The sequence below is a fragment of the Psychrobacillus sp. INOP01 genome (genome assembly GCF_018140925.1).
Taxonomy (GTDB): domain Bacteria; phylum Bacillota; class Bacilli; order Bacillales_A; family Planococcaceae; genus Psychrobacillus.
This window is the reverse complement of the sequence record NZ_CP073315.1, coordinates 2627726-2651232: the sequence shown is the minus strand read 5'-3', so window position 1 is coordinate 2651232 and position 23507 is coordinate 2627726. Positions and strand designations below refer to the sequence as shown.

20 protein-coding genes are annotated in these 23507 nt (G+C 36.0%); 8 read left to right on the top strand and 12 right to left on the bottom strand.

The features are described 5' to 3' along the window. Window positions 1-655 precede the first annotated feature (655 nt). On the top strand, window positions 656-790 hold the full coding sequence (locus KD050_RS13340; protein WP_211892835.1) for a sporulation histidine kinase inhibitor Sda: 135 nt from the start codon (window positions 656-658) through the stop codon (window positions 788-790). Window positions 791-937: 147 nt separating this feature from the next. On the opposite strand, the gene KD050_RS13335 is transcribed toward KD050_RS13340, so the two are convergent. The 5 genes from KD050_RS13335 to KD050_RS13315 form a co-directional block, all read right to left on the bottom strand. Further along, the gene (locus KD050_RS13335; protein WP_211892834.1) at window positions 938-1135 is read right to left on the bottom strand and encodes an alpha/beta-type small acid-soluble spore protein; all 198 of its coding nucleotides are present in this window, start codon (window positions 1133-1135) and stop codon (window positions 938-940) included. Between the two features lie 101 nt (window positions 1136-1236). Further along, window positions 1237-2031, bottom strand: coding sequence for a VLRF1 family aeRF1-type release factor (locus KD050_RS13330; protein ID WP_211892833.1), 795 nt, complete (start codon window positions 2029-2031; stop codon window positions 1237-1239). A 246-nt stretch (window positions 2032-2277) separates the two neighbouring features. Further along, a complete protein-coding gene (locus KD050_RS13325) occupies window positions 2278-4317 on the bottom strand; it encodes a Na+/H+ antiporter (RefSeq protein ID WP_211892832.1) in 2040 nt (679 codons plus the stop codon). Between the two features lie 91 nt (window positions 4318-4408). Next, window positions 4409-5359, bottom strand: a complete 951-nt coding sequence (locus tag KD050_RS13320; RefSeq protein WP_211892831.1) for an MBL fold metallo-hydrolase — start codon at window positions 5357-5359, stop codon at window positions 4409-4411. 188 nt (window positions 5360-5547) lie between these two features. Next, window positions 5548-5805: a hypothetical protein gene (locus KD050_RS13315; RefSeq protein ID WP_211892830.1), complete on the bottom strand. Its 258-nt coding sequence runs from the start codon at window positions 5803-5805 to the stop codon at window positions 5548-5550. 146 nt (window positions 5806-5951) lie between these two features. Between KD050_RS13315 and KD050_RS13310 the strand changes: the two genes are divergently transcribed. The 7 genes from KD050_RS13310 to qoxD all read left to right on the top strand — a co-directional run bounded on the left by KD050_RS13310 (window position 5952) and on the right by qoxD (window position 11631). Further along, window positions 5952-6173 carry an apurinic/apyrimidinic endonuclease family protein gene (locus KD050_RS13310; RefSeq protein WP_211892829.1) on the top strand — a complete coding sequence of 74 codons (222 nt, stop codon included), beginning with the start codon at window positions 5952-5954 and terminating at the stop codon, window positions 6171-6173. 111 nt (window positions 6174-6284) lie between these two features. After that, the gene (locus KD050_RS13305) at window positions 6285-7151 is read left to right on the top strand and encodes a hypothetical protein (RefSeq protein ID WP_211892828.1); all 867 of its coding nucleotides are present in this window, start codon (window positions 6285-6287) and stop codon (window positions 7149-7151) included. Between the two features lie 105 nt (window positions 7152-7256). Then, window positions 7257-7559: a YunC family protein gene (locus tag KD050_RS13300; RefSeq protein ID WP_211892827.1), complete on the top strand. Its 303-nt coding sequence runs from the start codon at window positions 7257-7259 to the stop codon at window positions 7557-7559. Window positions 7560-7837: 278 nt separating this feature from the next. Next, complete coding sequence (gene qoxA / locus KD050_RS13295) at window positions 7838-8770, top strand: cytochrome aa3 quinol oxidase subunit II (protein ID WP_211892826.1); 933 nt, start codon at window positions 7838-7840, stop codon at window positions 8768-8770. A gap of 35 nt (window positions 8771-8805) precedes the next feature. Continuing rightward, window positions 8806-10755 carry a cytochrome aa3 quinol oxidase subunit I gene (qoxB, locus tag KD050_RS13290; protein WP_211892825.1) on the top strand — a complete coding sequence of 650 codons (1950 nt, stop codon included), beginning with the start codon at window positions 8806-8808 and terminating at the stop codon, window positions 10753-10755. Further along, complete coding sequence (qoxC, locus tag KD050_RS13285) at window positions 10752-11348, top strand: cytochrome aa3 quinol oxidase subunit III (RefSeq protein WP_211892824.1); 597 nt, start codon at window positions 10752-10754, stop codon at window positions 11346-11348. The genes qoxB and qoxC overlap by 4 nt, the downstream gene beginning before the upstream one ends. Before the next feature lies 1 nt (window position 11349). Then, complete coding sequence (gene qoxD, locus KD050_RS13280; protein ID WP_211892823.1) at window positions 11350-11631, top strand: cytochrome aa3 quinol oxidase subunit IV; 282 nt, start codon at window positions 11350-11352, stop codon at window positions 11629-11631. A 176-nt stretch (window positions 11632-11807) separates the two neighbouring features. Here qoxD and KD050_RS13275 read toward each other — a convergent pair whose 3' ends face one another. From KD050_RS13275 to KD050_RS13245, 7 genes are all read right to left on the bottom strand, one after another. Next, complete coding sequence (locus tag KD050_RS13275; RefSeq protein WP_211892822.1) at window positions 11808-12824, bottom strand: alpha/beta fold hydrolase; 1017 nt, start codon at window positions 12822-12824, stop codon at window positions 11808-11810. Window positions 12825-13247: 423 nt separating this feature from the next. Further along, window positions 13248-13898 carry a hypothetical protein gene (locus KD050_RS13270; RefSeq protein ID WP_211892821.1) on the bottom strand — a complete coding sequence of 217 codons (651 nt, stop codon included), beginning with the start codon at window positions 13896-13898 and terminating at the stop codon, window positions 13248-13250. 238 nt (window positions 13899-14136) lie between these two features. Then, the gene (locus KD050_RS13265; RefSeq protein ID WP_211892820.1) at window positions 14137-14370 is read right to left on the bottom strand and encodes a hypothetical protein; all 234 of its coding nucleotides are present in this window, start codon (window positions 14368-14370) and stop codon (window positions 14137-14139) included. Between the two features lie 119 nt (window positions 14371-14489). Beyond that, a complete protein-coding gene (locus KD050_RS13260) occupies window positions 14490-15590 on the bottom strand; it encodes a DUF2812 domain-containing protein (RefSeq protein WP_211892819.1) in 1101 nt (366 codons plus the stop codon). Continuing rightward, window positions 15587-15880: a PadR family transcriptional regulator gene (locus KD050_RS13255; protein WP_211896301.1), complete on the bottom strand. Its 294-nt coding sequence runs from the start codon at window positions 15878-15880 to the stop codon at window positions 15587-15589. Before KD050_RS13255 ends, KD050_RS13260 begins: the two co-directional genes overlap by 4 nt. 792 nt (window positions 15881-16672) lie before the next feature. Continuing rightward, on the bottom strand, window positions 16673-18133 hold the full coding sequence (locus tag KD050_RS13250) for a hypothetical protein (protein WP_211892818.1): 1461 nt from the start codon (window positions 18131-18133) through the stop codon (window positions 16673-16675). A gap of 792 nt (window positions 18134-18925) precedes the next feature. Next, a complete protein-coding gene (locus KD050_RS13245; protein WP_211892817.1) occupies window positions 18926-23365 on the bottom strand; it encodes a S8 family peptidase in 4440 nt (1479 codons plus the stop codon). Window positions 23366-23507: the final 142 nt, after the last annotated feature.

The window sequence follows — 23507 nt, the reverse complement described above, 5'->3', positions numbered from 1 at the left end:
ATCTTATTCACTTCCTTTTAATGATTTAAACTATAATACGTTGGCATTGGATTGTCCTATTACACTCAATATTCGACAAATGCATAAAGTTGATGCATGTGGATAAAGTTATGCACAATTCAAATCGCGTTATATCTATAATAGGCTGGATAAAATAATAATAATCCACATTTTATCCACTGATTATTGTGGATAAACATTTAGATATTAACATTTTCCCTTTTGCAATATCTAGAATATATTTAAAACGGGCATTAATTTAGACAAATCCTAAAATAATTCTATTATTTTCATAGAAAAATGTTATTAGAACCTTATTTTGGATGATTTTTAGGGAAATGTTTCGACAATATTCGAGTTTATAAGAAATGTGGATAACTTTATACACATAATTCACACTGATATATATAAGTCTTTCACTACTACTAACAACTTATTAACATATTATCCACTTATACCTGTGGATAATAGAACAGTTGTTCTTAAGCTCAATATTTGTTAAATTAGTCTTAGAAAGATAACTGAAACTACTTTACTTTATTAGTCTTAATAATTGCCAGTCGTGAACCTATTAAATTTTGTTACACCTACATACACAGAAGCATGCATATATATTTTTCCATACTAATTAATGAAAACGGAGGTGCTAAGGTTTATGAGTAAAATGTCTGACGATCTTCTAATCGAGTCTTATTTAACAGCTAAAAAGCTAAAGCTATGTCCAGACTTTCTAGAACTATTAGAATCCGAAATTGCTCGCCGTTGCTTATCTATCCAAAGCGCTGGTTAATTGTCAAAGGAAGTTGAAACAAGATTTACCGTTAAGGCTAATGTATTGCCGAAATTCGTTAAACATTAAAAAGCTGCTTTAATTTCCTCTGCTTTTTCTATAGTGCAGAAAAAAGCCGGTGGAATTTTTCCACCGGCCAAATACTTATTAGCTATATTGATTTCCATTCATTTGTGATTGGGCTTGAGCTACTAAACGCTTAGTAATTTCTCCGCCAACGGAACCGTTAGCACGCGCTGAAGCTTCTCCTCCAAGTTGAACACCGAATTCTTGAGCGATTTCATATTTCATTTGGTCAAGAGCTTGTTTAACGCCTGGTACTACAAGTTGATTGTTGTTTGGCATGTTGTTCACCTCCTTGTAAGCTTATATTGTGTATTTTTTCATCATTTATACCATCAAATACAGCCGAAAATTTTGTTAATATTTTTCAAGTATGTTGGAATTTACTTTTCTAGAATTTGATGAATCACTTCATTTGCTTTACTGTTGTTTAAATTTTTGTAAATACAGCTTGCTGGTGAATCCCTTAATGTTTCTGTAAATGCATTCGCCATTTCTGCCTCACCTGCAACATGAAACTCCCGCCAACCTCGTTTTTTCTTTAACTGCTCAATGGTTGTTCTCATCCCTTTATAAAAGGTACTCGCATTTGATCTATATTTTGTGTCTAATACAGCTGTTTTGCTATCTGCTGTTGCGCGTCTTCCTCGACTATCCAATTTAACTTTTTCATTCCAGGTTTCGGATACTGGATCAAATTTAAATGTTACATCGTCCCGAACAAATCCTAATGCTGTGTCTAAAATTCGAACTTCTCCAAAGCTAGGCATGATTATACCCGCTTCTGGATATGCTTTATACATATACTCCAGTTGTTCTGTAACAGGGTGGTTTTCCCAATAGAAATTGTTTTTTACAGGTACTTGCACATAATGAACAGACCATAAATCATCATTTGCACTAGCAAAAATAACGGCCCCTTTACGTAACTCCAATGAATTTTTTTCCATTTCATTTTTTATTTTATCTTTTACATGATTAAATGCTTTTAATTCCTTTTCATCACCTGAAGCTTCTATATACTCTCCGATACGCTTCAAACCACTTTTTAGATGAATCCCCCAAGCACCATTTAGTTGCTCTGGATCAGCCGGATTTGTATTCAAATAAATACTCAAAACACTTCGATCCACACTTACGTATGATTTTAATGCTTCAATATCTTTATTTATCGTCATAATACCTTCCTCCTTCGTCTAACTCTTCGTAGTATCACCTTCCATCTAAGGATTACACAGAAAAAATAATGATTAAATTTTGTTAATTTAAATTAACTTCATAAAAGCATTTTTACGTGAAAAAACGCACCGACTTTAGTCGATACGTTTTGTAGAAACAAAAGAAATTATATGCTTTTTAGTCATTTTCCGTTTAGCTCCAACGTCTTATCTCTCGTGTCGCCTCAGGATTTCAGCGCTTTTCTTTTAATGTGAATGGATACTGTTTTCCTCCATCCAATATGCTTCTCGAATATTTATGTGTCTTCGCATTTCCCTAGTTATTTCCATAGATATTTCACCATTTTGATACAAGTATTGAATTTCATCACGTTCTGCCTGAAAAGCCTGATCACGAAGCTCTCTTTGTATACTTATATAATGACCAGAATCGGTTAGTTTATTGGCTAACTTAAATTTAACAATCATATCATTGTACTCTCCAATAAGTTGTACATTAACTACCTCGTTTTCAGATGTCATCGTGTCCCTCAGATATTTAATAGCAGCTTTTGCCATTTCTACTTTAAAACTCACTACTTTATTGCCTTTTGCTAAACGAACTTTGATTGTATCGCGTTTTTTATGCATGAATATCTTCAAAATATTATAATATCCTCTTTTAATAACTGTCCAAACAAGTAGCAATCTATATAGTAAGTGATTAGTTACAGCTACACGCATTCGATGAATATGCTCTTCGATTAAGTAAAGGGACTCGCGGTCAATTTTGGTATTTGTTTTTAATTTTTCTATATAGTCACTTTCAACTTCTAAGACTTTCATACGAGTTGATGTTTCTAACTCTTTTATACGGTGTGCTTCATCCTCACTTACAAATAATAGCTGGTTTCTAATTTGATTGTAATTAGCAATAATCGAGACAGCTGCTCCACGATTTTCTTCATTTGTTAAATCACGCAGTGTACTGATTGCCCTCTCTGCCGTTCGAAGAATAGCCAATCTTTCCATCTCTTCTTTAGCTTCCTCCATATTTCCTTTTTCCGACTTTGCCAGTAAAGGAAGGACAATACTAGCTAGGACAAGTGTCAATAGAATTACTCCAGCTGCTATAAAAATTATCAAAGCCCGCTGCGGGAAAACATCACCATTCGCTAAAAAGTATGGAATTGTAAAGGCACCGGCTAAAGTAACCGCACCTCGAACCCCCGCTATAGTCGTAATAGCAACATATCGAATAGATGGCTTAGGTAAATTCTTTTCTTTCATCAACCGACCAACCCACCAAGCTACATAAATCCAAAGCCAACGAAGTATCAGTAGAGCTGCAGTGATGATAAAAATGTACATAATTACTTGATAATTATTAAATAATGGACTTTCAAATATTTCTTGTGAAACACTAGGAATTTGTAATCCAAGTAGAACAAATACAAGCCCATTCAAAATAAATATAACTATCGTCCAAGTGCTTTTTGACACTAATTGTAATTGTATAGCGGGTGACTGTTCACGATCTTTGAAAATGGCATGTACAATACCGGCAGCTACAACCGAAAGAATTCCAGATAGATGAAAGTGCTCAATTATATAAAAAATTACGAAAGGTGTTAGTAATTGGATAAGCATATGAAGCGTAACATCTTCCATACCTAATCGACGGATGAACAATTTCAAACGAATGATCAAATAGGCAAGAAACGCACCTCCAAGAAACCCGCCTAATGCTATTAGCACAAAACTTACACTTGCTTCCACAAGGGAGAAAACGCCAGTTACAGTCGCTGCAACTGCAAATTTAAACGCAACTAATCCAGATGCGTCATTCATCAAGCCCTCGCCTTCTAGAATATGAGTAATTGTCTTAGGTATTTTCACACGACTAGAAATGGCTCCGACTGCCACAACATCTGTTGGGGATAAGATAGCCGCTAGCGCAAATGCTGCAGATAATGGAATTGATGGTATAAGCCAATGTATTAAATATCCTATGACCAACACGGTTAAGAACACTAGTCCAAGGGCTAGCATTAAAATCGGTTTACGTAGCTTCCATAACTCATGTCTAGAAACATTTTTTCCGTCATAAAACAACAATGGGGCAATAAAAAGAATGAAAAACAGCTCTGGCTCTAACTCAACATTTATTCCTAAAGGTAAAGCTGCAAGCGAAACCCCAAGTGCAATTTGAATTAATGGTACTGGTATATACGGTAAAAAATGATTAATAAAATTAGATAATCCAATAATGACCAATAATAATAAGATGATTAAAAAGAACTCCACCAAATTTCCCCTTCTTCTTTACAAATATACCTATAAGTTTATAAGGATAATTCAGTAATTACAAAAATTAACGACTATCTCAAGTCTCTGCTCATCCCTTTTCTCTTTTTGCTAAATAATCTATCATTCCCATAGCACTTACTTCTAAATCTAATTTAATTAGTCTAAATACATCATGTTTTTCTGAAATACCTTGATTTTTCAGGTGTTCTTTCACTAACTTATCTAGTCTATTTGCTAGCTCATCATATCCCTTTGCTTCCGCGTATACAACTTCTGCTTCTGTCATAAAAATATTTAACCACATCGAAACTTGAGAAAGTGCTTCTTTGGGAGAATTCGTTACTCCAAAATGTCCATAATAGATATATTGAAGATTCATTTGTACAAAAAGCTCTATTGCCCTTTGCATAGCAACTGGGTTGAATTGGTTTGGTGAGGTGGATGGTAAAAAGAAAGTCACACCATCTAATATCAGTTGTTCATAGCGAACACCAACCGTATCTCCCGTGAACATTCCATTACTAATCGGATCATAAATACTAAAATGATGATTAGCATGACCAGGAGTATCAAAAAATTTTAATATACAAGTTTCTCCTATCTTTAATATATCCCCATCATTTTTTTTAATCATTCGCTCCTGCGAAATCGGAATGATAGGATCGAATAATTCCTCAAACTTATTCCCATAAACAGCCTTTGCTCCAGCTATCAGTCTTTCTGGTTCTGCCAGATGCCTTACTCCTTTTGGATGAACAACTACTTGAGCATTAGGGCATTCCTTTAATAGAAGCCCCGCTCCTCCTGCATGGTCCAAATGAATATGTGTAACGATTATGTATTTTACTTGGTCTAGTGAAAATCCTAATGATTTCAATCCATTTTTGACATACTTTACGGAAGGACTTGGTCCAGTTTCTACTATTGTAAGCTCTTGCTCATCAATTACATATGTACCTGTGCGCTCAGACTCACCCATATCAAATCCATCAATTAAATATATTCTTTCATTAAGCTTCCTCGGATACTTATTTTGCATTTCCTCTACCCCTTCAACTTACGTTTGAATATTCAGTAAGTTAATCTTATCATTTTTTTATAATAAAAAGTACTCTACTTATGAAGTAGGTGCTGCTACTATAAGTATAAAACCATAATCTCTTAACTACAAAAACCTACCACCTAAAGTAAATGGCGGTAGGTTTCGTATACTTTATCGTTAATAATTTACTGTATTGTATTAAATTTCTCTACACTTTGCCTCAATTGCTCTTGAAGCTGACTAATCGGCTCCAATTCCCCTCTGCTTTCTAGCGCCATTTTAACCGAACGATTTGCACGTTCAATCATATCCTCAGCATTTTGAATCGCCCGGTCTGAAGGATTTGTTAAAGCTTGACCCACCGCAAATGTTACATTATCCACGGAATTGTGCAATTGACCAAGAACGGTATCTTCTTTCCAGCTACTTTGTACATGATCCATTTTTAAGTCCTCCTCATCTTTCTTAGGATTACTATGGCAACTTTACCCTACAATTATTCACTCGTGGATTAACATGGTAGCTCATAGTTTTATTAGTTTCGGGAACACTATTTTCTGAAAGCTTCAAATTATAAGGAGGAAAAGTTATGCCTAAAACCAGACGTGGCCCTAATGATCGTTCGAATAGTGAAGAAAGACTTAAGAAAACAATCAGACATATGGAAGCAGCCGAAATAGCGAGGGAATACGCACCAGCAAAAGACCTTGCTGGAATTGAAAAGAAAAATGAACAACGTGCAAAAAGCATAGAAGAAATGGAAAAAGAGATAAAGGCAGCAGAAAATTTAGGATTAAAAGGATACCTATAACACTTTTTAGCTAGCCAGATATGAGATATATCGGGGCTGGCTTTTTTATTTACCATTACATATATTGAAACTTTCTTTAATTTCATTTCGTAAAATAATTGAGGTGAGTTAATGAAAAAAATAATTGAAATAATTGGAATAATTCTTATAGGGTTAAGTATTGTTATTGCTTATGTTAATTTGCAAAGTTTGCCAGAGAATATTCTAACATACATACTAATCATAATCTTAGTCAGCTTTCCACTCTATCTTATAGGACATCGATTACGTAGAACTTTAATAATTTTCAAAGAGAAAGTAATTATATGGTCTTTCGCTTATGCATTTGTTGCATTGCTCATTCCTCTTCTATTTTTTAGCTACACACATTATGAACAATTAAAATCAGAAACTTTTAACGAACAATTCATTCTTTTTGAGTCAACTTCCTCAGTTAATGGAGGAGGTATCTCTCTTGGTTGTATGCTATTTCTAATATTATTTGTTTCTATACGCATATTTAGTTCGGATATACGTCGAAAATGGATACCTAATCTATTAATAGTAATTACCCTTATTACATATGGCACCTCTTTGTATGTTCTATGGGAAGATTATAGAGGAATCCATGCAGATAGAGGTTTGATCACAAATAAATGGGATGGTGTAGAAGAATCTATTCCTTGGGAGAATGTCACTCGAATTTATATAGACCCTTATGTTAACTATGCTCGTTTAAGCGATAAAAGTGACGAAACACATATATCTTGGACAATGGGAATAGAATCTGATTCAAATGAGGACGTACTCTATAGGTTTCAAAATTTGTACAAACATGACCTTCACGTAGGCAATCAAATAAAAGAAATTGCGCAGGATAATAATATCCCTTTCATAATAACTAATATGACAAAAGACGAACGGAAATGGTATGAATTCGAATTGGATTTAGAAAACCTACCTAAAGAACCCTTCCATGAATTCTTTCAATACAAATAAGTAAAATCTCTATAATGACGAACTGCTGATTTAATACCAAAATAAACACGCTTTTTCTATCGATTACATAAATTAATGAGATAGGAAAAGGAGGACTACTTAGTCATGATTAACCTAGAACCAATTAATATTGAGGGACATACGTTTTTATCGATTTCTGTAGAGTTGCCTAAAACGAACTTACTCGTTGTCACCAGTGATAAAGGGTATATAATGTGCGGTGCTTTAGACGTTGCACTACTAAATGAAAAATTGAAAGATAGGAAGGTAGTTGCCGGAAGAGCTGTTGGAGTAAAAACAATTTCTCAGCTTTTGGATGCGCCGCTCGAATCCATAACCTACGAAGCGGAAGAACTCGGTATCATTCAAGGCATGATTGGAAGGGAAGCCCTTTTAAAAATGATATAACAGGAAGCGATTCATTAACCAAACCAAGGCTACAGAACAACACATAATTGTTCTGTAGCCTTTTGGCATGCGCGTTTTTTCCTGGATTCCCATATATCCCCTTATACTTCACAATTACGTTACTAATTTACTTTAATTTGTTCACATCTTCATGAACGTTTTGTGAAGTTGCTTTTTTTCATTTTGTTTTTTCAATTCATGGGAATAAGATAGAGGCATACAGACACAACATCTGTTTTCTATTCGTTTATATAAATATTCTGGGAAGGGGTAGAACTATGAAATTAAAAATGAAATGGATCCTTTTATCGATGGTTATCACTATTTCCACCGTGTTAACCGGTTGTGAACCATTACTAGTTTTAGATCCGAAAGGCCCGCAAGCAAAAACACAGGCTGACGATATTATGTTATCTATCTGGCTTATGTTAGGAATAGTTATTGTCGTATTAGCAATTTTAGTGTTTGTCTTAATAAAATACCGTGCTTCTAAACAACCGAAAGATTACGAGCCACCACATATTGAAGGAAGCCCAATTGTTGAAGCAATTTGTATCGGTATTCCTATTTTAATAGTTATCTTCTTATCTATCGTTTCCGTAAAAAGTAACTATGAAGTCGAAGCAACTCCAGCGGGATACGAAGATCAAGAGCCTCTAGTTATTTATGCTTCTTCATCTAACTGGAAATGGCATTTTAGTTATCCGGAAGAAAATATTGAAACAGTTAACTATTTATACATTCCTGCGGACCGCGCAATTGAGTTTAAATTGTATTCGTATGGACCCATCACTAGTTTCTGGATTCCACAGTTAGGTGGGCAAAAATACGCGATGTCTGATATGGTCACCACTTTACACTTAGCAGCCGATGCACCTGGAGAATTTAGTGGTAGAAATGCTAACTTCAGTGGAGCAGGATTTGCAGAAAACACTTTTGAAGTTACGGCTATGACACCATCGGATTACCAAGATTGGGTAGAGGAAGTACATGAAACTGCTTCACCACTTACAGAGGAAAAATTCGAAGAACTATTAGAGCCTGGACATCTTGGGCGTTCTACTTATACAGGAACCCACTTAGAGTTTTCTCCTGCGCCAGAGCATGACCATGGTTCTACTGATAACAATACGGAAGAATCAGATCATGAACAGCATAACGAACACCAATCTCAAGATTCTGTTGAACATTCCGAACACACAAATCATTAAAAGGTATCATAAATTCTCGAAAGGAGTGACAAAGCATGGATTTCTTTGATCGTTTTGCAGTACCACATCCAAGCTTTTTAATATATGCATCCATGGTTGGCATTGGCCTAACTATGCTTGCAATAGTTGTAGGGATCACCTACTTTAAGAAATGGGGTTATCTATGGCGTGAATGGATAACGACTGTTGACCATAAACGAATTGGTATCATGTATTTGCTATCAGCATTGCTTATGCTGTTCCGCGGTGGCGTAGATGCAATAATGATGCGTTATCAACTTTCTATGCCTGAAAATACATTTCTAGATTCACAACATTACAATGAAGTCTTCTCCACACACGGAGTAGTTATGATCTTGTTTATGGCTATGCCATTCATTATATTTTTCTTTAACTACCTTGTACCATTACAAATTGGAGCACGGGACGTTGCATTTCCACGCTTAAATGCTCTAAGTTTTTGGTTATTCTTTATGGGTATGGGGTTATTCAACATCTCATTCATAGTAGGTGGATCACCTGATGCAGGTTGGACTTCTTACTTCCCACTTGCAGGTAACGAATTTAGTACGTCTGTTGGGACGAACTATTATATGATTGCGATTCAAATAGCTGGTATCGGTACATTAATGACTGGTATTAACTTTATTACAACTATTTTAAAAATGAGAGCACCTGGCATGAAGCTTATGAAAATGCCAATGTTCACATGGTCTGCTTTCATCGCCAATGTCATTATCGTTTTTGCTTTCCCTGTATTAACGGTATTACTAGCAATGGGTACCATGGATAGATTATTCGGAACTAACTTCTTTACTACTGATAATGGTGGTATGGATATGCTTTGGGCTAACCTGTTCTGGGTATGGGGACATCCTGAAGTTTACATTTTGATATTACCCGCATTTGGTCTTTATAGTGAGATCATTTCAACGTTTGCACGACGCAATCTTTATGGGTATAAGTCAATGGTTGCTTCGATGGTAGTTATTTCTTTACTTTCATTTTTCGTATGGGCTCACCATTTCTTTACAATGGGTCAAGGTCCATTAGCAAACAGTATATTCTCTATTACAACTATGGCGATTGCTGTTCCAACCGGAGTTAAAATATTTAACTGGTTATTCACCTTATGGAAAGGGAAAATCGAGTTTACTACACCAATGCTCTATTCGATGCTCTTTATCCCACTGTTTACTTTAGGTGGAGTTACCGGTGTAATGCTAGCGATGTCTGCAGCTGACTATCAATATCATAATACGATGTTCTTAGTTGCTCACTTCCATAACGTAATTATTCCTGGAGTAGTTTATGCAATGCTTGCTGGTCTTACATTCTATTGGCCAAAAATCTTTGGCTTCATGTTGAATGAGAGACTTGGTAAATGGACAGCATGGTTGCTTTCTGTCGGCTTTGTATTAGCCTTTATACCAATGTATATTACTGGTTTAGATGGTCAGGCACGTCGTATGTATACGTACTCTGAATCTACTGGTTTTAGTGCAATGAATATGGTTTCATTTATCGGTGCTGCAATTATGGCAATTGCCTTTGCTCTTCTTGTTTATAACATTTACTATAGTATTCGTTATTCTCCAAGAAATATTGGTAATGACCCATGGGATGCGCGTTCGCTTGAATGGGCTACTCACACACCAGTACCAGAATATAACTTTGCGATTACGCCACAGGTTGAATCTACACAACCATTCTGGGACTCGAAGAAAAATGGACATGAGTTATTTAAAGGCGAAATAGAAAAAATTCATATGCCAAATAACAGTGGTTTACCATTTATCATGAGTTGTATTTTCTTTGTGTTTGGATTTGCCATGATATTTAGCATATGGCCACTGGCAATCATCACATTAATCGGTATTTTAGCTTGTTTAGCTTACCGCTCATTTGAGAAAGACCATGGAAGATATATTTCTGTCGAAGAGATTAAAGAAACAGAAACAAGATTGCGAGGTGCTAAAAAATGAAGGTAGATAACTCGCTTCCACTTGAATATAGTACGGAAGAAAACAACCTGAAGATCCTAGGTTTTTGGATCTTCATAGGTGCGGAAATAATGCTTTTCGCAACACTTTTCACCGCATATTTCACATTGGAAAATCGTACTGGCAATGGACCAACTGGTGCTGACATTTTTGAAATTACACCAGTTCTAATCGAAACTATTTTACTTTTAACAAGTAGCTTTACTATTGGGCTTGCTATTCATGCCATGCGATTGAATAAGAAAAAAGCTACAATGGGATTCTTTATCGTCACATTAATCTTAGGAGCAGCTTTCCTAGGAGTTGAAATCTACGAATTCACACATTATGTACATGTTGGTGCAGGACTACAAACTAGTGCATTTACTGCAGCTTTGTTGACGACCTTAGGAACGCATGGTTTGCATGTAACATTAGGATTTTTCTGGGGATTATTTATACTAATACAGATTAAAAAACGGGGGCTAACTCCAGAAACAGCCAATAAATCGTTTATTTTCTCACTTTATTGGCATTTCCTAGATATTATTTGGATCTTCATCTTTAGCTTCATCTACTTGAAAGGAATGATGTAATATGAAAGAATTATTCCCTCTTAAACAAGTAATGGGCTTTGTATTCTCATTAGTCCTAACTGTCGTAGCGCTTTTAGTTTACTTTACTGACATGTCCTACACAGTAGGAATGACAGTGCTACTAATAACTGCTTTCGTTCAAGCTGGGCTACAGATAGTTGTGTTTATGCACGCTGGAGAGTCTAAAGATAAAGGTTCTATCTATCTAAATATCTACTATTCCCTTCTCATTGCATTAATAACTATCTTTGGTACACTACTTGTATTGGTTTGGGATATGTAAAAAAAGCAGAAGCGCTCTTTATTTTCTATCGTATTCAGAGTGCTTTGTACAAACTTTAGCTATATAAAAAAGGAGGATCTTGACTGCTACAGTCTCGATCCTCCTTTTTATATAGCTCAGTGAAACTATACTAGTGACGTTCTATATAGGCATAAGCCTTGCACGAAAATCTGCATTTATTTTATAAATGTATTAGACATCCATTCATAAAATTTTTCCTTTTCTTCAAATTGTGGATAATGAGCGGATTGCTCAAAAGATATAAATTCCTTCTGATCGGCTTCAATCATATCAAAATAATTTTTCGCTGCATTAGATGAAGTCATAAAGTCATATTTACCCGCGACGAAATAGAAAGGAATTTCAAGTTTAGTTACAATATTAGGTAATGGATTTTCTAATATTTCCTTTAACAACTTCTGTTGGGAAAATCCCATCCCATAGTTATAACGTATTAAATCCAATAAGTTATACTCACTGCTTAATAAAACACTTATATTATCACCTGGGTCATCAATGAGTCTTGCAGACCCACCATATTTCATAACATAATTTCTCGGGGTAACAGTATCGCCATTTTTAATTTGTTCAGTTATACCTTGTAAATACAAAACATCATCTATATTGCCATCCTTTTGAGCCTGATTAATAACATAGGTCAAACTGTCAATCTCGCTTTCTAGTGTATCACCCATCTGTCCAATACCAATATATGCTTCATACTTTTCAGGGGCTTTATGAGCAGCTTGTATTCCAATATATGTACCAGCAGAATGGCCCATCAATATAATCTTATTTTTTCCTAGACGTTCTGATATGTAATCAGTCATAGCTAACAAATCCTCTACCAATAGATCTGTTGAAAGATTAGAATAATCCTCCAAAAAATGATATGATTTGCCGCTTGCTCTTTGGTCGTAATGTACTACCGTAAAATCGGTTTCCAGTAAATCTTGATATTTATCGACATATGGTATTTCTGGAGTTCCAGGTCCTCCATGTACAACAATAATAACAGGATTGTTCTTATCATTACCGCGTATCATAAGTTCATGACTGCTTCCATTTATCTTGACTTGTTCTAATATACTAATACTATTATCACCTTTTATATCTTGAGTCCATGTCGGGAAAAAAAGTGCCACTGCTAATAATATTATTAAAATTATTCCAATTTTTTTTATTTTTTTCATAGGACGCCTTTCTGCTTATGTATTTTTTGTCTTTTTTGAAGAAATTTTTGTTTTTTTCTCCAACCTCTTTACATTAATCCACTTAACTTAAGTACGTTGTTTTGTTTTTGTAAAATACAAATCCATCTGCTGTTTTTTTAATTAATCTGTACCCTTAGTCCATAAGTTCTGCTCTCACATTATCAATATAGCAATTTAACAATGAATTTGCGTAAGTCCCAAGGATGAGATTAAATACATCTCAAGTATGAAATTATATTTCAATATATTGTCTATATACAAAAATAGGTACGTTGCGTATAACAATAAAGTAACCATATAGTTCAACAATTTCAATAAAAAAAGCGTTAATCCCTTGTTGGATCAACGCCACCGTTAGCTTAATAAGAAAGGATGTAAAGACTGTTTAGCCTTGTAAGCTGACTAATTTACTACTTCCCCTTTGGTATTCAATATAAAAACTTCATATGAGTCAATATGAGATATAGAGTTTAGTTCTTTAGAATGTAAGATTTCATTTACTGTCTCTTCAATTTCAATTGCTAACTTAAGTGCATCTTTATTTAAACCTTTTATCGACGTTTGAACGGTAATGGATTTTTGAAAATCAGTATTTATATTTCCGATTTCATCGTAAACTTTAAGACCTGTCATTAAAGTAGAAGTTAAATGGACAAGTTCTTTGTTTATATTTTTAACTTCTTCAGTAATGAAAGATAAATCTAGTTTCTCTACAACAACTATGTAGTCTTTTAATGTGGAGGTTTTAATTACACCTTTTACAATGGACTCCATATCCTTTTTTACTAAATTAAAATCTCCTTCATTCACTTCAACTTGTATCACCAATTCTTTCTTTGAAGTAGTTTTTACAACAAACTCCTCATATTTCTCATGAAGCTTTTCACTTACCCTATTCAATGTAGATATATTTTGTTCCTCTTTAGTAACTGTAGGTTTTTGTTCCTCTTTATTTGCAACAGCAGTATCAACTTCTAAAGGCTTATTTAACAGGCTAAATAATGCTATTCCCACTATAAGTATTCCAGTAATAATCAATATCTTTTTTAACAAATAATCCCTCCTGTTAAGAAGGTATGTATTATGTCTGACAAAAATGCCTTGAAGCATAATGTCCTCTTCTTGAAGTAATCTGCCCCTTTAGTTTAAGTATATTATTTCTCAATCTCTGTACTTATTTTAACGATTAATAATAGCATCAAAAAATGACTATCAAATCGATATACAATTTGATAGTCATTTTAGATTATATTTTGAATGCTTGTGATAGGTAACAAAACCCGTAACAATTTTAGACACTCTCTTTTTTGCATTTATTGGAGTTAAGAATCATTTCTTCCGAAGCAACTAAAATCATTCCGATTAAAAAGATGAAAACTGCTCCCATGACAACACCAATCCCAATGCCCATAATCGTACTAAATTCGCTTATTAATGATCCATATAAAAAGATAGCAATTCCTATTGTAAGTAAAGTAGCCCCGACAAATTTAGTAGCGTGCAGCATTTTTACGTAAGTTTCCATATTATAACACCCCTTTATACTTATATTATTCATCACGTTCACATAATTGTCAATAATTATTGTCTTTTTTGTGAACGGAAATAATTAAATAATTCTAAAGGAGGAAGTCATCTAAATTCTTAACTACTAATTAATTGCAATTCTTTTCGATAGCCTAAAACAATACGGACAAACATAAAAAGCCAAAACACACTCATAACCACAAGCATTATACGAATAACCCCCATGTACGACCAGTCCAAAAAGGGTCGGTCAATTGTGACGGTATTCATATATATAGACTGAGCGCAAATAAATAAAATGAATACAGACATTCCACAGTTCATAAGGAAAGCCTTTTTAGCGACTTTTCTTCTTTCTAGCTCATCATAGGAAAATGCAGGTTTAACTTCCTCTTCTTCATACGGCATCCCCCAAATGGTGTAGTTCAGCCATGTAATATTGGAAGTATATTTTAACTCCCATCCAAAATCCTTGTGAAGCTGAAAGTAATTTGCATTAATTTTCGGTTCAAACGCAACCTCATAGGCAATATTATTTTTTCCCTTTGGACGGAATGTAAAAATCGTTGCAAAAACTGATTCAAGCTCATAACCACGTTGTGCCATCTCCTCGAGCCAAACCGTCGTTCGTAATGGCTCATACATCCAACCAGGACGAATTCTACGGATTTTCTTCGTTCCAGACTTTTTGATGACATCAGTACCGAGAAACTGTTTTTCAAATTTACGATAAGCTTTAAATACGAAAATCGTTAACGCGATTAGTCCCGTATATATAATTATAGGCACTATTAGTGGAGCAATTTGAAGAGTTTCACTAAAAATATTAAGAATAATGCCAAATATAAATAAAAATGATAAATAAAATGATAAATAGAAGGTTGAGATTAAGATATACATATAAGCATGCAATCGAGTGCGCTTGAATAATTGATCCTTACTAGGATAAATGGAAATCTGCTGGTTCTCATTTGTGAGCACTTGCCACTTATCGGAAATTACCGCACTTTCCCAACCAGCAGATGCAAGCTTAGGAGCAAGGGTTTTTTCACCGTAATGAATGCGTACTTTTTTCTTTATCGAATCCCCTTGCTCAAACGTAAATACACTTGAAAAACGGTTAAGACTCTTTAGATGAAATCCTTTTGCTACTAAATCCTCGAGCCATATTTCGGTCGAATCAATCCGATAGCTCCAAAGCCACCTCATTTTTTTCATTTGAATTCCTCCTCTAAGCGTAAGGCATTTGTATGTAATTCTTTTAAACGAGCAATTTCTGCTAGCATCACATTCTTACCAAGCTGAGTAATTTCGTAAATAGTTTTACGTTTTTCATCTGAAAATACGATAATCATTCCGTCGTTTTGCATTTTTGTTAAAGTACCATAAATCGTTCCTGAACCTAGCTTTAATCTACCGTTTGTCAATTCCTCCACACGTTTAATAATACCGTAGCCGTGGGATGGCTCTGTTAAAGAAAGTAGTATATAAAACGCAGTTTCGGTCATCGGTATATATTTTTTTAGTAATTTTTCCAATTTTCTACCTCCACTATGTCACGTTACGACTATATCACATCGTGACATAAATATACAATTATTTTCTAGCATGGACCCAGTGACTAAGAAAAACCGGGCAAAAAAAAAAACACCCTATTCTTTAAAATCAAAAGCTATTTCTAACGTTATTAGTAGGCTTTGGACAGACTTATTGCTATATTTTTTGGAAATGCTAGTCGTGACTGACGTCACGACCAGCATCTCTTTTTTCGATAATCTTATGACATTTGTCTGTCCGTCCCCCTTCTACAACTTTTAGAGAAAGATTAGTGCCTTTTTGGATAACTTAAGAAAAGATACTTTTCTACTCATAGAATAAGCGCCCGAAGATACAATTTCGGGCGCTCCCTCCTTCTTTATTGAGTTAACACTTACTCTTCCTCTAGATCTTCAATATTATAAAAATATATCTATTGTCTTCATCACACATATAATTAGGAATTAATGACATGAAAATGTTTTAAACACTTGTTGCAGAGTATTTTTTATACTTTTATCCTGTAACATAGCAATTACAGGATGTTATTATTACTACATTAACTTAAATAAATTCTATTACCTTAGCGACTGGCTATGCTAAACCTTATTGTTGAATACTACTCTCTATATTAATTTTAGTGGGAGGTGGCGCTCTTAAACCTTCGTTCCTCTGTGAACACCTGAAGCAAAAATTAGCTGTATTATTCCTTCTTTAAAGTCTCATAAAACCAGTATTCACGAGATATTTCCCTATTCTTTTTATCAAGAAAAAATATCCTCTCCATAAATGGAAACATTCTGCCAATCAAATATAAATTTTTGTCCATCCCATTTAAGTACTGTTTGAACATACCCTAATCCATCAGCATGATATCTTCCTGCAATTTTTTGAAAAGCCATTAGTTCATAGGTACCGTCCCTAGCAAAGTCAATAGGATACAACCCACTAACAGGGTCAACCCAGCCCTCTATCGGTTCCTTTAGAATTCCGTTTTCATCATATATTTCCATTAAATACTCTTTTCCTTTATACGTTAAATCCAATATATATTGCTTGTTTGGATGCATGCTAACTACTTTGACTTGGTAGTAGTTTTCATAATGGACTTCATATTTGGTGGTTTCATTGAATTCTTCAACGTTAAAAACTTGTTTCATATTCCCTTGAGTATACGAAAAGACAAATGCATAAATTGTTCCTCCACTACCTCCGGTATCTATAACAACTAGAATGTCATCTACTTGATCTCCAGTAAAGTCACCAAGAAAAATGGTCGGATTATATCCAACGTTTTGTTTCAACTCAATTCTCTCTAATGTATTTTCATGCTGATACAAAACATTTAAAGTGATGTTCTGCCAAAATGGACTTCCTTCCGTCTTTTCTCCAGTTAGGTAAACAGTGTCCAAAAATCCACTGCCCGTCAAATCACCTCTAGAGTACACAATAATCTCATCATTGTTATGACCATTATTTTGCATATGCTCTAACACTTGTCGCCTCATATTTAGCAAAAATTCAAGTGAAGGGTACGGTTCACTGAAAGACAAAGCCTTATCAATAGAAATCATAAACTGCTCCAAATCTCCCGCCTTCTTTTGCGCCTCTGCTAAATAGTACCAATAGTAGGAGAAATCATTGGACTGTAGTAGTCTTTCATAATAATCCTCAACTCTTTTAAAGTAATATGGATATACATCCTTAGCTAAAACTAGCTTATTTTCTTCAAAACGATATACATCTACTTTGTAGGCTTCTCCTGTATCATGAACCCAAATTGCAAGTTCGTATTGACCATCAGGACCATATAGACCAGGCATGTCTTCTACCTCCAATCTACTAAAAACTATATTAGAAGTAGGGAGTCGTATAATTTCACCATCCACCAATTGCAATAAATCTAAATTGGACCATTCGCTACCTATTTGCCAACCGACAATGAGTGTATTCACCCAATTAGCTGTAATTGGCGCCACCATTAGGCTTGAAATTCCATATCCACTTCCCTTTATGTGTATTAAAGGTAGCCACTGGTTATGGACATTTTTTAGAATCACTAGGTAATTTTGGTCTTTATATTTATATGCTCCGATTAATTCATTAGTTTGATCATAATCGATATCAGCCAATAACACTGCTGGATTATTAGGAAGTCCTGAAAATTCAAGGATTGATGCGGTTGGTGGTAGAAAATTCATTAGCACATTTACATAATCATTCACTTTTACACCCCTTTAAATCATCATATGCTTCAATAAGTAACCTATTTCTTTTCTTTAGGCAAAAAATACGTAGTTTCGGATTATTTCCTTGACCAAGTATTTTTTCAAACAAGAAAAACCGGACAAAAGATATGTCCGGTCCTTTAAGACGTTTTTCTGTCCGTCGCCCACCTACAATTCTTAGAAACAGGTTAGTGCGTTTTTGGATAACTAGAGAAAGATACTTTCCTACTCATAGAGGAAGCTCTCGAAGATGCAATTTCGTTCGCTAATTCACTTCTTTATGAGTCAAACACTAACTATTTCTCTTTATTTCCACTAGTATAAAAGAAAATTTACTTTCATCATTCTTCATTACAGAATAGTATCCCTAATTCAACAGACGGTTTTATTACTATATTAGCTTTGACTACTATTATTAACTAAGAGATAGACTATGCTATATATTATCGCCTGCGTACTAAACATTATATTGATGGCAGTAGTGGAAGGCGGCGACTCCAGCGGGATGAGTTAGAAAGATGAAACTTCACAACGAACGCGAGAGCTGTGGTGAAGGTTCATCGCTCACCCCGCGGAGGCCAACAGGAGGTTGGTCACGAAGGGTTTGCCCCACGAAATGGCGTTCTTAAGCCTTCGTTCCTTTGTCAACGCCTGAAACGGAAATCATCGGTACTAATCATTCTTTCCAGTCCCATGAACCCTATGTACACGGTACATTTATGTATACTATCCTATCTGTCAAAAAATGCCAAAGAGGATATTTCCCTCTTTGGCATCCTTATATTAAACTTATTCTGCTAAATCTTTGACTGGCGTTTCTTCTTTTACTTCTGTTGCCTCTTCTTTGGACTGTTCCGTTGGTTTAGGAACATTTATAAATAGTTTGCCTGTAGCTTTTTGACGTGTTTCATTAGCAAACCCATCTACTACTTTTACTTCGATAACTGCTCCATTTGCAACAGTATCCGCAGGCACTGTCCAATAACCAACGTAATGTCCATCGCCCATTTCCATCATAGGTAGCTCTGTTGCATTGTTCAATTGTCCTACATTAGTTAACGGCATATGGATAACAAACGAAGGTTTTAACCCTGGATCGCTATCAAATTCAATTTTAACACTTCTTCCTGTTGCCAAATAAAGATCACTGGCCGGCTTCAGGTTCGTAATTTCAGGTGCATTGTAATCTGCTGTAACAGTGACAGTTTTCGACTCACTATTACCTGCTTTATCACTAGCCTCTACTACAATTTCGTTTATTCCTTCATCTAGAAGAATTCGCTTAGAATATTTACCGTTCGAAACAACGGCAACTTGACCATTCACACGAACATACTCTAAATTTTCATCTGCAATAGTACCTTGAACAGTTACAGTTTCACGATTTGTTTTTTCTCCGTTTACTGGGCTATCAATTGTTAGTTCTGGTTTTACTGTATCCAGAATAACTGTGACAGGCTCGGATTGACCTGTTACTCGATCATCTAATACTGAAACTGCTACAAATTCATTTGACCCTTCTGTCAATTCAGTTTCAATAGAGAATTTACCATTCTCGCCAACTACTACTGAGCCAGCATCATCTCCATTTTGTTTTAACTCAATTGTAGTTGTAGGTGAAGCAGTTCCTTCTACTGTAAAATGCGATTCATTTGTTACTAATCCAGCTTCTGGTGAAGTAATAATTGGACCAAATACCTCATAGCTAACACGGGCACGAATCATATAATTTCCTTCTGCTGCTGGAGAAGGTGACCATGCTCCGGATACTCCTTGATAACTTCTTTCCGCGTTTACTCCGTTTTCATCTGTTGCAAGTCCTGGTGAGTTCGGGTTTGCTACAGTTTGGCGATATACCATATAGAAGTCGCCATTCACGGTAATATTGTGTTCCGTTAGGTCAACTACAGTCCATTCACCATTACGAAGGGCTGTTGCATCAATAGGACCGGCAAGTTTTTTACCAGGTGTCCCATCTGCTCCTGTCGCATCCCAAACTTCTACCGCAAACGCTGTGCCACCTGGACTTGGCCATTCTGTATCCCAGAAACGGAAAACTCCATCCGTAACAATTCCATTCTTTTTGCCCTCAGGAAGAGACATTTTTACAGCCCAAGCGTTTCCTGCAGCATTGAATGCACGTGCATTTTCTGCTGTTCCATCATCATATCCAATTTCTCCACCAGGATAAGTGTAGAAAGGTTCTAGGGCAATGTTTTGTGTAGTCGCGTCTGCACCAATTGTTATTGATACTTCTTGGCTATGGTAGCCACGAGCAATTATTTTTAGTGTGTAGTCTCCCTCGTATGCTGTTAAAGAGTAATTACCAGATGCATCTGTTATTACAGGAGTTACATTTGCATCTTCGACAAGGATAATTGTTGCTCCTTCAATCGCCTCTCCTGTCGATTGGTCCGTGATTACTCCACTTACCGTATTTTCTTCCATCTCCAACAATGTGAAATTAGCAGTTGCCGTACCATCTGCTTCTATCGTTACTGATTTTTCTTCAGACTCAAATCCGTAAGCTTCTGCTTTAGCTGTAAATGTTCCTGCACCATGCGTAAGTGAATACGTACCATCTGCTGGGTTTGTATAAACCGAGCGACCAGACTCTAAGACACTTACTTGAGCACCTAATGGCAATAATGTAGGATTTACAATTGTATCTACTACTGGAGGTGCTTCTTTTACTGGCATTACCGGTCTAATTGTTTTAGGATCGATTGCCTCTTTTAATGACTTTTTATCTGTTTCCTTGTTATTATCTTTGTTTGCTTTATTTCCGTTGTTTCCGTTATTTTTTTGCTTTGCATTATTTCCTTTTGATACTTTTCCAGTTTGGGAAATATCCGCTAAAACAACATCATCTAAATACCAGCCATTTTTCACAACACTTCCATCTGAAAAAGCGTTAAATCCGATGTATACTCGTTGCCCTGCATATGCAGATAAGTCAACTTCTGCATCTATCCAACCGTTAGATGTGCCTTGAACCTTTAAAAGTTGTGTCCATTCTACTTGATCTGTAGAGATAAATACATGACCATAATCCCACGCTCTTCCTGAAGAAGACTGTTCAAACTCATGCCATTGCTTGAATTGGATGTATGAATTTCCTTCAGGCAAATCTACTGGAGGCATAACAAGCGTCGCATTCATAGAACTTTCATACGGTCCATCTAAATTGGTAGCGTACACTTTTTCTCCAGACGCTGCATCTTCAGGACCCGCTGTTGGAATACCCCATTCCCAGCTATTTTTCTCTCCAAAAGAAGTCCAACCAACAGGAGTTGCTTCAAAGTCTTCTGAATAACCCACAGATATACCTGAATTTACTTGAATTACATACTCTTCACTAACTACTTCATTGTTACCAAAATCATTAATCGTCCATTTGTACGTAAAGGTATCCCCAGTAATAAACTCTCCTGGAACCACTACCGTGAATTCACCGTCCATGTAATCTCCAGACGTACGGCCAGCTTCGATCGTTTGCCACGTACCGTCCGTATCTTTATAGTTCAGATTAACCGATGAAACACTGATATTATCAGTAACTGAGATTGTTAGAGGTAAAGCCATTCCTTCATATGTCTCACTTGGAGCAATATGTTCAAATAACGGAGCCTCCGTATCATCACCTTGCTGTGAAACTTGTCCTTTTAATGTTCCAAGACCTGTCATAATAGACCCTACTGCTTCATATGCATCTACTAATCCATAGCCGTATCCATGGTTTGGAACTGTTGTATACACCGAATCTGTTAATGGATTTGCTGTATTAAGCAGAATCTCTTCCATCTCATCCACTGTTATGTCAGCATCCACTTGTCTAAGCAATGCCGCTACACCTGCCACAGCTGGACCTGCCATCGATGTACCGTTCCAACCCCCTTCATAGGTGCCTCCTGGTACAGATGAACGAATATTCACACCAGGTGCAGAAATATCCGGCTTAGTTTCCGCGTACGGGGAAGGTCCACGTAACGAGAAGTTCGCTACGGAATTATTAATATCCGTCGCTCCTGTTGCAAAAGACTCAGGATAATTAGCTGGTGCTGCTACAGAACCTGCTCCACCAGGATTTGTAAGAGTTGTATTGCCCGCTGAGAATTCTGGGAAAATCTCTGCTGCACGCCAGTTAACTACAACATCACGGTACCATTCATCAAGCCCTGCGCCGCCACCCCATGAGTTATTCACAACATCCGGCGCCATATCCACTCGTGCATTACCTTCCGCATCTGTTGGAGCTAATATCCATTCAGCTGCTTCTAGTAAGTCAATATCCGATCCTCCGCTTGCAGTAAAAGCTTTAACGGCAATATATTTTGCCCCTGGAGCTACCCCAACTTGGTTCGCGCCATTAGGTTCACTACCAACCATTGTTCCCGTTACATGTGTTCCATGCCCTTGGTCATCATATGGTGTAGCCCGTCCTGCCGTTGCATCAAACCAGCTATAGTCATGAGAAACTGCTCCAGTGGCCTTATTGTAGCCACGGTATTTTTCTTTTAGTGCAGGATGATCCCATTGAACACCTGTATCAATACTTGCTACAACTGTACCTGCACCATCAATGCCCATATTCCATACTTCCGGAGCTTTGACACGTTCCACATTCCATTCAACATTTGTAATTTCTGCTTTTGGCACGACTGCATTCTCTGTTTTTGTAGTAAATAATTGACGGGTTTCATTTGGTAAGATTTTCTCTACCTCTGAGAATGTAGCCAATTTTTCTGCAACTTCCTGGGTTGCAGTAACAGACATTCCGTTTACTATATAGTACGACTCAACATCCTTCGCATTCCCTTTAGCGACTTCTTGCTCCAGAAACTCCGTGACGGTTTGCTGAGACTCTAAAGAAGTAGACTTCAGTTCTGATACAACTGCAGATCGTTGAATGAGCTTAGCATTATGAGAAGACAAATTTGCCTTTTCAGCATTTTCCCTAGCTTCTTCAGCTACTTGTAAGGAATCTGCTTTCTCCTTGAACTTTATTAAAAATGTAACTTTATCATCGTTTTTGAAGCTTTCCAGTAAACGACTGTTCAGCTTGTCCTTAGCAGAAATAGAATTAGAGTTTGAATCCCTGAACGATTGGTGAAGTTTATTTGCTGTTTCCGCACTAACAACGTTTGGTGCAACAAGTGAAAACGTCATAAGCACGCTAGCTACAACACTAAGAACTTTAGTTTGACTATTTTTCTTCCTCAACTTCATTCCTCCCTGAATTTTACTAAGATTTTTTTTACCAATAAAACTTATAAAAGGACATAAAAAAACACCTTCTCCTCCTTCCCAATAAATTTTGGTAATAGAATCAATGGTGGCAATCTAAATCTCTCTTGGTGTAACTACAACA